Source organism: Psychrobacter sp. GTC18467 (genome assembly GCF_055397455.1).
Genome location: NZ_AP038920.1, coordinates 2,336,760 through 2,349,688, shown reverse-complemented (window position 1 = coordinate 2,349,688; position 12,929 = coordinate 2,336,760). Strand labels below are relative to the sequence as shown.

General features: G+C 46.2%; 9 protein-coding genes. 8 read left to right on the top strand and 1 reads right to left on the bottom strand.

Annotation, left to right across the window (positions count from 1 at the left end; genetic code table 11):
• Positions 1-77 precede the first annotated feature (77 nt).
• From ACZ5XY_RS10460 to ACZ5XY_RS10430, 7 genes are all read left to right on the top strand, one after another.
• On the top strand, positions 78-2,255 hold the full coding sequence (locus tag ACZ5XY_RS10460) for a DNA primase (RefSeq protein WP_464741438.1): 2,178 nt from the start codon (positions 78-80) through the stop codon (positions 2,253-2,255).
• 256 nt (positions 2,256-2,511) lie between these two features.
• Positions 2,512-4,398 (top strand): RNA polymerase sigma factor RpoD, encoded by a 1,887-nt coding sequence (gene rpoD / locus ACZ5XY_RS10455; protein ID WP_464741436.1) that lies wholly within the window; start codon positions 2,512-2,514, stop codon positions 4,396-4,398.
• A 138-nt stretch (positions 4,399-4,536) separates the two neighbouring features.
• On the top strand, positions 4,537-4,902 hold the full coding sequence (locus ACZ5XY_RS10450; RefSeq protein ID WP_464741434.1) for a YbeD family protein: 366 nt from the start codon (positions 4,537-4,539) through the stop codon (positions 4,900-4,902).
• Positions 4,903-5,434: 532 nt separating this feature from the next.
• On the top strand, positions 5,435-7,711 hold the full coding sequence (gene nrdA, locus ACZ5XY_RS10445; RefSeq protein ID WP_464741432.1) for a class 1a ribonucleoside-diphosphate reductase subunit alpha: 2,277 nt from the start codon (positions 5,435-5,437) through the stop codon (positions 7,709-7,711).
• A 100-nt stretch (positions 7,712-7,811) separates the two neighbouring features.
• Complete coding sequence (locus ACZ5XY_RS10440) at positions 7,812-8,876, top strand: bacteriophage abortive infection AbiH family protein (RefSeq protein WP_464741430.1); 1,065 nt, start codon at positions 7,812-7,814, stop codon at positions 8,874-8,876.
• 52 nt (positions 8,877-8,928) lie between these two features.
• A complete protein-coding gene (gene nrdB, locus ACZ5XY_RS10435) occupies positions 8,929-10,062 on the top strand; it encodes a class Ia ribonucleoside-diphosphate reductase subunit beta (protein ID WP_464741428.1) in 1,134 nt (377 codons plus the stop codon).
• Positions 10,063-10,196: 134 nt separating this feature from the next.
• The gene (locus ACZ5XY_RS10430; RefSeq protein ID WP_464741426.1) at positions 10,197-10,463 is read left to right on the top strand and encodes a 2Fe-2S iron-sulfur cluster-binding protein; all 267 of its coding nucleotides are present in this window, start codon (positions 10,197-10,199) and stop codon (positions 10,461-10,463) included.
• Between the two features lie 76 nt (positions 10,464-10,539).
• Here ACZ5XY_RS10430 and ACZ5XY_RS10425 read toward each other — a convergent pair whose 3' ends face one another.
• Positions 10,540-11,871: a S1C family serine protease gene (locus tag ACZ5XY_RS10425; RefSeq protein WP_464741424.1), complete on the bottom strand. Its 1,332-nt coding sequence runs from the start codon at positions 11,869-11,871 to the stop codon at positions 10,540-10,542.
• A gap of 253 nt (positions 11,872-12,124) precedes the next feature.
• Between ACZ5XY_RS10425 and ACZ5XY_RS10420 the strand changes: the two genes are divergently transcribed.
• Entirely contained in the window at positions 12,125-12,898 is a 774-nt protein-coding gene (locus ACZ5XY_RS10420) for a Nif3-like dinuclear metal center hexameric protein (RefSeq protein ID WP_464741422.1), read from the top strand.
• Positions 12,899-12,929 lie beyond the last annotated feature (31 nt).

The following is a 12,929-nucleotide window of genomic DNA, read 5'->3' as shown; positions in this document are numbered from 1 at the left end:
CTAGAATACCTAAAAGGTCAACCCAAGCTGTTGACCTTTTATTTTCTCTGGTAAATCTAAAAGCGACCTTGTTATTCATGAGCATCCCAAACCACATCCTTGAGCAGTTAAACAGCCAAGCTGATTTGGTCAGCATCATTGGTCGCCACACCACGCTAAAACGTTCAGGACATGAGTTTCGCGGCTGCTGCCCGTTTCATGGTGAAAAAACGCCGTCGTTTTTTGTCAATCCGCAAAAAAATATGTATCACTGCTTTGGCTGTCACAAAGGCGGCAATGCTTTGGGGTTTTTGCGCGATTATGAAAACCTCACCTTTATGGAAGCGGTCAAAGAGCTGTCGCAGCAAACCGGAATTGAAGTTCCAGAAGAAGAACGTCAAAATATCCGCTACCGCAAAACTTTTAAGCCAAAAGCTAAAGTCAGCCAAGCGCCGGTCAGTCAAGATGCGCCAGCTACTCAAGCGCTGAATGACAACGTTGACCCAAGATTTGCCGATGCTGACGCTTGGTCAGTTGATTTTGATGATAACAGCTATGACAACGGCTATGAGAACGGCGCTAATGTCGCTTCAATAAGCCCTGCGCATTTTTCAAGCCCTGCGCATTTTTCAAATATGGAAACCATGCCTGCCGGTGGTTATTTTGAGGCAAGCTTTGATGGTGAGATGGCGGTCGCCGCGCAATTTAACCAAGCACAATTTTACCAAGACAGCTACCCTTCAGCTAGCGCGCCGATTGAGACCGAAAAAGACGGCAGCTTATACGATTTACTTGAGCAAATTTGTAAGTTTTATCAACAAAACTTAACCACTCACGAGCACGCCAAGCGCTATTTTACCGCTCGCGGCATCAGTGAGGAGATTATCAAAACTTTTGCGCTAGGTTACGCGCCGTATGGTTGGCAGCATTTAGAACAAGCCTTTCCTGAAGACATCGAAGGGCTAAAGCTGCTCGGGCTTGTGCGAAAATCCGACTCCGGTCGCGATTATGACTTGCTTCGTGACCGCGTGATTTTTCCGATTAAGGACAATCAAGGGCGGATTATTGGCTTTGCCGGTCGCGCCCTTGACGATGAGGTCAAGCCCAAATATATCAACTCCTCCGACTCGCCCGTGTTTCATAAGCAGCACGTGCTTTATGGCTATTATGAGTCACGGCAGCAGCGCGCCAATGATTGGCTGGTCGTTGAAGGCTATATGGACGTCATTACGCTGTATCAAGCCGGAATTTATGGCGCGGTGGCGTCTATGGGAACGGCGGTTAATGAACAGCAAATCTCACGGCTATTGCAATTAAACCCAACCTTGACCTTAAGCTTTGATGGCGACAGTGCCGGTCAAAAGGCGGCTTGGCGAACCCTTGAAATCAGCTTGCCGGTGCTCAGTGATGACAAAGAGCTGCGCTTTTTAACCCTACCGGACAATCACGACCCTGATACCTTTATCAAAGCTCACGGCGCGGATGCGATGAGTAAGCAAATTGCCGCTGCCATGCCTTTATCGCAATATATCTTTGCCTATCTCAGCACTCAGCATGATTTAAGCCTCGCCGAGGGTAAAGCCAAGCTGATGTCGCAAGTTCGGGCGCTTGGGGCGCGGCTTCCTAAAGGCAGCAGCTTTCGCTATTTGCTGAATAATGAGATTTACCAAAAACTTGGTGGCAGGCGCAACCCAAACCGCGACGCCAAAGATGCGCTACTGAACTTTGATGGCGGCATGACCGCAAGCCAGCAGCTGCAACTGTGCTTTTTATTTCAGCCCCGTGCCTTGATTGATGACCCCATTGAGCATATTTGGCAAAAAGCCGGCATTCATAATTTAAATTTACCACGGCATATCCAAGACAAAGCGCCAAGTGATGCCAGCCGAACGCTGGCTTGGGCGGATTTGCAAGATTCGGCGCTGCTTGATGTGGTCAGCACCATTCAGCGCTGCCAAAATGTCTTGCCTGAGGACACCAATGCCGCCGCCCACTTTATTTTATCCAACTTAAAACCTGACACCCAAAAAGCCTTAACGGCGCATTGGGGCGACTTTTATCACGCGTTTAACGCGCGCCATATTTTAAATATTGATGATTTGATTGAAGAGCTGGTCAGTGCCATGCTTGAAAAGCATATGAAAAATAAAAGCAAACAATTGGTAAAAAATCCGGACATCGTTATCAGCACCATTATTCGCAGTCAAACTCAGCTGTTAAACACGTGGCTACGCGGCTATCATGCCGAACTTTCTGCCAAAATGATGACTGTTTAGCAGCCCATCGGCGACTAAATTTTACCCGAATCAGCCAAGGTCTTTAAATATCTACCACTGCCCCCATGAATTATGATTATGCAGTTTTGTAGTCTGTGCTAAACTACGCCCCAATTATCCTTAGCATCATCACCACATCAACTCGGTCAGCAATCATGACACCTGCCAGTCGGCAACTCGTGGGCGTTTTGGGTATTTGGGCAAATTTGAGGTTTTAGCCTTCACCTTATCAATGCAATTTTGAAAGTGAGTCTTTATGAAAGATAAGTCAGTATCTACGTCCACCTCGCAGTTAGCAACCTTAATTCAGATGGGCAAAGAGCAAGGTTACTTAACCTACGCTGAGGTGAACGACCAGTTACCTGAATCCATCACCGAAAGCGACCAGATTGAAGATATTGTTCAGATGCTCACCGACGTCGGCATCAAAATCTTTGAGTCCGCGCCCGATGATGATGACATCTTGATGAGCGATGACGCCTCTGATGACGATATGGCAGCCGATGAAGCGGCTGCTGTTTTGGCATCCGTTGAAACGGAACCGGGGCGCACCACCGACCCTGTGCGAATGTATATGCGTGAAATGGGAACGGTCGATTTGTTGACCCGTGAGGGCGAGATTGCCATTGCTAAGCGCATCGAGGAAGGTATCCGCGACGTTCAATTTGCCATGGCGTATTGGCCAGGAACGGTTCAGTTTGTTCTTGATGAATATCAGCGCGTCTTGGAAGGCGAAAAAAAGCTGTCTGACGTCATCACCGGATTTTTAGACCCTGAAACTGATGAGATTGCCCCTGCGAATGATGATGATGACAAAATCCCCGTCATTAAAGCCAAAGGCGCGACCAAAGACGTTGATTTGGACGATGACGAGGAAGACGAGGAGCTTGAAGCGGCGGACGATGAAGACGCCGAAGAAGAAACCAGCGGTCTTGACCCTGAAGAGGTTCGTATCCGTCTTGAGGAAATCGAAGCGCTATTTACCATTGCCAAAGCGGCGCTTAACGAGCATGGTCGTGGCAGCCGCGAAGCTGAGGACGCTTACGCCAAGCTTGCTGAGCGCTTTATGATGCTCAAGCTCAACAACCGCCTATCCGACCAAGTCATGGCAATCATGCATGACGTTTATGATGACGTTCGCAAACTTGAGCGCCAAATCATGCGCTTGGTCATCCGCCGTGGTCGCATGCCGCGAAATGAGTTTCGCAAAACCTTCCCCAGTAATGAAGCCAACGTCGATTGGCTCACCGAACGCTTAAAAGGCAAACCCGGTTTTGCTGATACGCTTGAAAAAGTCATTGACGACGTCATTTTACTTCAGCGTAAAATCCGCGACTACGAGCAGCAGCTTGACATGGAAATCCATGACATGAAAGACGTTGCCCGCCGGATGGCAATTGGGGAAGCCAAAGCCCGCCGCGCCAAAAAAGAGATGGTTGAAGCTAACCTTCGTCTTGTGATTTCAATCGCCAAAAAATACACCAACCGCGGCTTACAGTTTTTGGACTTAATCCAAGAAGGTAACATTGGGCTTATGAAAGCGGTGGATAAATTTGAATATCGCCGAGGTTATAAATTTTCGACCTATGCGACATGGTGGATTCGTCAAGCCATCACCCGCTCGATTGCGGATCAGGCGCGAACCATCCGCATTCCAGTACATATGATTGAAACCATTAACAAAATCAACCGCGTATCACGCCAGCTCTTGCAAGAAATGGGTCGCGAGCCAACGCCTGAGGAATTGGGCGAGCGCCTCGAGATGGACGAGGTGAAAGTCCGCAAAGTGCTTAAAATTGCTAAAGAACCAATTTCTATGGAAACACCTATCGGTGATGATGAAGATTCGCACTTAGGCGACTTTATCGAAGACCAAACCATCTCAAGCCCGGTTGATGATGCAACGTCTGCCGGACTTCGGGAAGCCACCCGCGACGTATTAAGCAACTTAACGGAACGGGAAGCCCGAGTGCTTAAGATGCGCTTTGGAATTGACATGCCAACCGACCACACCTTAGAGGAAGTCGGCAAGCAGTTTGACGTTACCCGTGAGCGCATCCGTCAAATTGAGGCAAAAGCGCTGCGTAAACTGCGCCACCCGTCGCGCTCAGAGCACCTACGCTCTTTTCTTGAAAATGACTAGTCCTTGAAATTGCGCCGTTAAGCCTTATAACTATTAAAGTCTGCCTAAAAGCTGAGCTCGCCTCAGCTTTTTTGTGGCAACCCCTTTAATCAGTCGCAATTTGCCAACAACACCCTATAACCAAACGAAGGATTTCTTATGAGCGATGATAAAAATGATGCCAACTCCGACCCAAAATCGGTCAATATCTCTGATGTGACCCCAAATCAGCCCCTCAAAGGCAAAAAAACCGACATTCAAAACCCTGAGCTTTGGCAGTTTCCGATGAACTACCCCATGAGCATCATCGGTCACGAGGGCGAACACGACAGCCTTTTAAATGAAATTAAGCTGATTTTGGGCAGTCAATTCCCTGACTTTGATTTAGCCTCAATTGAAGTTAAACCGTCAAAAACCGGTCGCTTTCACTCCGCCCGCGTCAATTTATACTTAACGAGTGCCGAGCAAGTCAACGAGCTTTACGCAGCGCTTGATAACGCCAAAACCGTTCGCATGGTATTATAAGCAAGGCTTTGGTAAAGCGTAGCTTTTGACTGTTCCGATTATAAATCGCCGCCCATTTGGCTGGCGATTTTTTATGATTTTAGGTACAATCAGCGCGCCAACGAAGTTACCGCCGTAAGGTTTAGTTTGACGTTTTCAATTGGCAATTTTTAAAATTTAAAAAAAACTGATGACCAAGCCATTCGCGCCAAACGGCTATTTGAATTTAACGACCTTTTACAATATCTTTTTTTTAACCCTTGATTTTTCCAAACGCCTTATCCCATCGACCGTTGCGCAAAATTTGACTTAACCTCCTGCTTGGGCGCATAAATCGCCACTAAAATCAAGATAGCATTTTCTGATTTTTCCCGCTATATTGTGGCTACCAACTTCCACTAGCGCTATATCTTGTGTTTACTGCTCAATTTTTGACAGTAGCTGCCGGATTTTTATTGCCTTAAAAAAGTCGATAATCGCGCGTTATTTTAGTAGAAGAAGCACAACAACCGCCAACCGTTTTACAAAACCAAGCGTTATCAATGAGGGCAACATGACACATATTGACAATCTTCAAGTAACCAAACGCGATGGTCGCCTTGAGCGCATCGATTTGGATAAAATCCACAAGGTCATCACGTGGGCAGCTGAGGGCTTGGAAAATGTGTCGGTGTCGCAAGTTGAGCTTAAATCGCACATTCAGTTTTATGAAGGCATCAAAACCCGCGACATTCACGAAACCATCATCAAAGCTGCTGCCGATTTAATCTCCGAAAATACGCCCGATTATCAATATCTGGCAGCGCGTCTAGCAATTTTCCATTTGCGCAAAATCGCTTATGGTCAATTTAATCCGCCATCGCTTTTCAATCAGGTCAAAACTTTAACCGACAACGGCAAATACGACGCGCATATTCTTGCCGACTACAGCCGCGAAGAGTTCGACGAGCTTAACGACTATATCGACCACGACCGCGATATGAACCTAGCCTACGCCGCTGTTGAGCAAATGGCAGGAAAATACCTCGTTCAAGACCGCGTGACCAAAACCGTTTTTGAAAGCCCGCAGTTTTTATATATGCTCGTTGGCATGTGCTTATTTGCCAATTACGACAAAGCCGAGCGCTTAGATTACGTCAAGCGCTTTTATGATGCGACCTCACAATTTAAAATCTCCCTACCAACGCCGATTATGTCGGGCGTTCGAACGCCATCGCGCCAGTTCAGCTCTTGCGTGCTGATTGAATGCGGCGATAGTTTAGATTCAATTAACGCCACCACCAGCGCGATTGTTCGTTATGTGTCACAGCGCGCCGGAATCGGCATTAACGCCGGTCGTATTCGCGCCCTTGGAAGCCCAATTCGCGGCGGTGAGGCTCAGCATACCGGCTGTATTCCGTTTTATAAACTGTTTCAAACGGCGGTTAAATGCTGCTCGCAAGGCGGCGTTCGCGGCGGCGCTGCTACCCTATTCTACCCGCTTTGGCATTTAGAAGTAGAGTCGCTTTTGGTACTCAAAAACAACCGCGGCGTTGAGGACAACCGCGTCCGCCATATGGACTACGGCGTTCAAATTAACAAAACGCTCTACACGCGCTTGATTAAAGGTCAAGATATTAGCCTGTTTTCGCCAAGCGACGTCCCAGGGCTTTACGATGCGTTTTTTGAAGACCAAGATAAGTTTGAAGCGCTTTACACTCAGTATGAAAATGATAAAAGCATCCGCAGCCGCCAAATTCCGGCAGCCGACCTCTTTAGCCTCATGATGCAAGAGCGCGCCAGCACCGGTCGCATTTATATCCAAAACGTCGACCACTGCAACACCCATAGCCCGTTTGATGCAAGCGTTGCGCCGATTCGCCAGTCTAACCTTTGCATGGAAATTGCGCTACCCACCAGTCCGCTTGACAACATCAATGACGAGACCGGCGAGATTGCCCTTTGTACGTTATCAGCCGTCAACCTTGGCAAGGTCGATAGCATCACCGACATCGAAGAGCCTGCCGAGCTTATCGTTCGCGCTTTAGACGCCCTTCTCGACTATCAAGATTATCCGGTCAAAGCTGCTGAAAATGGCAGTATGCGCCGCCGGACGTTGGGCGTAGGCGTGATTAACTACGCTTATTATTTGGCAAAAAATGGCACGCGCTATTCCGATGACAGCGCGCTAGGGCTGACCCACCAAACCTTTGAGGCGCTGCAATACTATCTGCTTAAAGCCTCAAACAAGCTTGCCCGCGAGCAAGGCGCTTGCCCTGCCTTTAACGAGACCACTTATTCAAAAGGCATCTTGCCGATTGACACCTATAAAAAGGACTTGGACAGCGTTTGCCAAGAGCCGTTGGTGTTTGATTGGGAAGCACTGCGCGCCGACATCAAAGCGCACGGTCTTCGCAATTCAACCTTGACCGCGCTTATGCCGTCTGAAACCTCAAGCCAAATCGCCAACGCCACCAACGGCATTGAGCCGCCGCGCGGTTTGGTGTCCATTAAGGCGTCAAAAGATGGCATCTTAAAGCAAGTCGTCCCTGATATTGACACGCTCAAGCACCAGTACGAGCTGCTTTGGCAAATGCCGAGCAACGACGGCTATTTAAAACTGGTCGCCATCATGCAAAAGTTCGTTGACCAAAGCATCTCAACCAACACCAACTACGACCCGACCCGCTTTGAGGGTCAGCGCGTTCCGATGAAGGTGCTGCTCAAAGACTTGCTGACGGCGTATAAGCTTGGGGTGAAAACGCTGTATTACCACAACACGCGGGACGGCGCGAACGATGCTCAGGCGGACATGGAAGATGATTGCGCGGGCGGGGCTTGTAAGATTTAAGTAGTTTAGCTTGGTGGGTTTAATCTTAAATCCACCATTCATTTCTACTTTTTTGCTTTATAAAATAAAAATAATAGCATCTTCCAATTTGAGAATATCTATGAATACATTATTTATTTTTGGTAATGGTTTTGATCTTAATTTGGGATTAAAAACCAGTTATAGAGATTTTTATAATTATTATGGCAAAAACCATAGTGCTTACGACTCAATTATGAGACTAAAAAAACATATAGGAAAAAATAAAGATGTTTATTGGTCAGATTTAGAAATAGCTTTGGGAAAATACACATTAGATTTTAATACCACTGAAGATTTCGATGAAGTTGTAGATGACCTAAGACAAGAATTATCTATTTATTTGATGAACATGCAGCATCATTTAGAGAAAATGCCACTTAACAAAAACAAATTTCTCAGTGATTTGGTCTATCCAGAGAAGTATCTAACTCCTTTAGAAAAGGAAATATTTGATAAGTTTAAAAAAGATTTTTTAAACAACCAATGGCATTTTAATATTGTAACATTCAATTATACTAATAGTATTGAGAAAATTTTAGACGTTATTGAGAGTTCAAAATTTAGTGAACATCATAGCTTAGAGGGAACAAAAAAAATAGGTAATTACCTCAATCCTAATATTGAACATATTCATGGATTTGCAAATAAAAGAATGGTCTTAGGAGTTAATGATTTATCTCAGGTGCAAAACAAAAAATTGCATAATAACATAGATATTTTAGAGGCAATAATAAAACCTCAATGTAATAGTGCTATAGGAGAGAAATCTAGTGATAACTTCAATAGCCAAATTGATACAGCAGATCTAATTTGTGTGTTTGGCATGTCTTTTGGCGATTCTGACAAAATTTGGTGGGAAAAAATTGGTGATAAACTAGTAAACAGTAACAGCAGGATGATTATATTTAATAAGAGTGCTGATATAGATCCTATGTCTATATATAAGGCAAATAGAGTAAGAAGAAAGATCAAAAATCACTTTTTACAACAAACTGGCTTATCAGCAGAATTTCAAAAAATTATAGATGAAAGAGTTTTCGTAGGTGTTAATACACATATGTTTAAAGGTATTAGATCGGAAAAAATTTCAATAAATCATTCCTATAATTTGATAGATGCAAACCTGAAAAATATGTCCAAATAGAGCTTGAAAAACGACCGTTTAAGTATAAATGATTTAGATAAAGAGCAATCCCATGACCTACTCAATTTTCTCCCAAACGCCAAACAATGCCCTGACTGAACCCATGTTTTTTGGTCAACCGGTCAACGTCGCCCGTTACGACCAACAAAAGCACCCCATCTTTGAGCAGCTTATCGAAAAGCAGCTGAGCTTTTTTTGGCGACCCGAAGAAGTCGACGTGTCAAAAGATAGAATGGACTTTGGCAACTTATCCTCGCACGAGCAGCACATTTTTTTAAGTAATTTGAAGTACCAAACTTTGCTCGACTCCATCCAAGGTCGCAGCCCAAACGTGGTGCTGCTGCCACTCGTGTCCATCCCCGAGCTTGAAACGTGGATTGAAACGTGGTCGTTTAGTGAGACCATCCACTCGCGCAGCTACACCCACATCATCCGCAACATCGTCAACGACCCAAGCGTGGTGTTTGACGACATTATGGAAAACGAGCATATTTTAGAGCGCGCCTCCGACATCGCCCGCTTTTATGATGAGCTGTACCAAAGCGCCCAGTTATACACCCAGTTTGGCGCAGGAACGCACAACGTCAACGGCAAAAGCATTACCGTTGATTTAAAAATGCTCAAAAAGCAGCTGTATTTGTGCCTGATGGCGGTCAACGTGCTAGAAGCCATCCGCTTTTACGTGTCGTTTGCCTGCTCATTTGCCTTTGCCGAGCGCAAATTGATGGAAGGCAACGCCAAAATCATCAAGCTGATCGCCCGTGACGAGGCGCTGCATTTAACCGGAACTCAGCACATGCTGAACCTCATGCGCAATGGCAAAGATGACCCTGAAATGGTCGCCATCGCTGACAGCTGCTATGAAGAAAGCATCGAGATTTTTAAAACTGCCGCCGAACAAGAAAAAGCGTGGGCAGGCTATTTGTTCAAAGACGGCTCAATGATTGGGCTGAATAAAGACATTTTGTGCCAATACATCGAGTACATCACCAACTTGCGAATGGAAGCGATTGGGCTGCCGTCGGCGTTCCCCAATTCAAAATCCAACCCGATTCCGTGGATTAACACGTGGCTGTCGTCGGACAACGTCCAAGTTGCCCCGCAAGAAACCGAAATCAGCTCGTATTTGGTCGGTCAGATTGACTCGAACTTGTCCAACAGCGACTTTGATGACTTCGAGCTGTAATAAAACCTTAGTAAAATGCAAAAAATAAGCTAATAAAAGTAAAAAACGCCTTTTAAACCTATTTTAAAGGGCATTTATAAAGAAAAACCATTAAACCTCAAGGTTAAAACGTAACTAAATCAATAGGATTGGTGATGACTTGGGTAATAACGACAAAGATGCAGTTTTATTTGCACGAAGAAGAAACGCTGCTTGATGGACTGCTTAGAACGGGTCACGACATCAGCTACCAATGCCGTGAGGGCTATTGTGGCAGTTGCCGCGTTCAATGCGTATCCATCACGCAGCCGATTGAGTACTTTATTGAACCAATTGCCATGATCGATGATGATGAAATCTTGCCGTGCTGCTGCCGTGTTCAGGGCGTGATTCATCTTAACCACGATTTGATAAAGGAATGATTAAAGCTTAATTTTAAATTTAAAAAGAAAAAAGCGCGTTATCGGAACGCGCTTTTTTAGTGCTTAAATTTTCACCTTATTGCTGCTGCTGACGGCGAATGGCATCTTGCTCAATCATGTCAAGCAATTCCTCGCGTAAGCGGTTGCGCTCTTCTTCGCTCAGCTCCGGCGCAATTTGCGCGCCCTCATGCGGGTTTTGACCGCCCAAGTTTTCATCAAAAATAATGGTCGGCTCAGGCTCTTCTTGGGTTGGGCGCTCGGTTAGCATGATTTTAACTTGTTTGTTTTTACCGCCGCGCAGGATTTGTGCGATAAGCTCAGTGTTTGGCGGCTTTCTGGCAACATATTGCACAAGGGTGTTGGCATCGGTCATCTCAACGCCATCAATGGTCAAGATAACATCACCCACTTTAAGACCACTTTTTGCCGCAGGGCTTTGGGGAATCACGTTCATGACTTCAACGCCGGTAGAGCTTTCAAGCTGAGTGGGGTCGCGAAGGTCGGATTGAATTTCAATGCCAAGCCAGCCGCGACTGACCTTACCATCTTTGATAATGGCGTTCATCACTTGTTCAACAAGCGCGGTCGGAATGGCAAAGCCTATTCCCATTGAGCCGCCCGAGCGCGAAAAAATCACCGTGTTAATGCCCACCAATTCACCATTGGCATCAACCAGCGCGCCGCCTGAGTTACCAGGGTTAATGGCAGCGTCGGTTTGGATAAAGTCCTCAAACTTATTCACCCCAAGACCGGTTCGACCGGTCGCTGAGATAATCCCTTGAGTGACGGTTTGACCGACCCCAAATGGGTTGCCGATGGCAAGCGCCAAGTCGCCGACGCGAATGGGCGTTTCGCGAAAACTTAACGGAGTTAATCCTTGCAAATCAACCTTGATTACCGCTAAATCACTGTCAGGGTCGGTGCCGATGACTTTGGCGCGGCTTTTGCGACCATCATTAAAGCCAACCGTGATTTCATCCGCCTTTTCGACCACGTGAGCATTGGTGACGATGTAGCCGTCTTTGGATACAATCACTCCTGAGCCTAGGTTGGTTGCGCCGTGGTCCGGCTCGCCGCCGCCATGAAACTCAAAAAAGCGCCGTAATACGGGGTCGTCCATATAAGGGTGCTCAGTCATCGCTTGGGTGGTGTAAATATTGACCACCGATTGCGACGCTCGGGCGACCGCGTCATGATAAGAGGCTATCGCGTTCACTGGTGTGTCTGAGGTTGCAGCAACGGTTGCCGGCGCTTGTGTTGTCGCTCGCGGCGGCTCCCATTTTGCCTCTGAGGCGTTTTTCATGTGCATAAACAGCCAAACCGACAGCAGCACAAAGATGAGTAGCAACAACCATGGTAACCACTGCCAAGCCTTTGCTTTATCATTGGCATTTGGGGATGACGACATAGAACCGACCTCGACATATCAGGATAAAAATGAATTTTGAGCGTTAAGAAAATCTAATCAGCCGCGCGCTTAAATTGCAGAAATAACTAAATTATAGCGGTCTAAAATAAAAAAGGGGCGACCATCGTGTAGCCTTTCAGTTATTAAGCTTGACTGCAATTTTGCGCATCAAACTTTCGCCATAAAACGCCGTTTGGTTAATATGCTAAAATAAGCTTTTTGCCGCATTTATCCCTGTTAATAAGATAAGATTATGACTCAAGATTCTGCGATTTTTGCTAAAGACATTACCAAGTTTTGTGATGACTATTTATCCGCCACAAGCTTTCAAGATTATTGCCCAAACGGTTTGCAAGTCGATGGCGGCGCACCGATTACAAAAGTTGTCACCGGCGTTACCGCGTCTGAGGCGTTAATTGATGCCGCCATTCAACAAAACGCCAATGCCATTTTGGTGCATCATGGCTATTTTTGGAAAGGTGAGCCTGCGCCTATTGTTGGGATGAAAGGCAAGCGCATCCGCAAATTAATGCAGCACGGCATATCACTGATTGCCTATCACTTACCGCTTGATGCTCACCCCGAGATTGGCAACAATGCGGTATTGGCAAAAGCGCTTGACTTGACCATTACCAGCGCGCTTTATCCTGCTGAAGCAAGACCGGTTGGCAATGTTGCCACTTGCCCGCCACAAAGCCATGATGAGCTTTGCCAAACCATTGAAACCGTTTTAGGTCGCAAGCCACTTTATATTTCAGGAAATCGCAATCGCAAAATTTCACGCGTCGGCATTTGTACCGGCGGCGCTCAAGATATGATTGACCAAGCAGCAATGATGGGCTGTGATGCTTATATTTCAGGGGAAATCTCTGAGCGAACCACGCACAGCGCTCGCGAGCTTGGCATTGATTATTTTGCTTGCGGTCATCATGCCACCGAGCGCGGCGGCATTGAAGCGCTTGGTAAGCTGGTCAATGAGCATTTTAGTATTCCGGTCACTTTTATTGATATTGACAATCCGGCGTAAACTGAAGACAAACAAAAAAAAGGCTGAAATT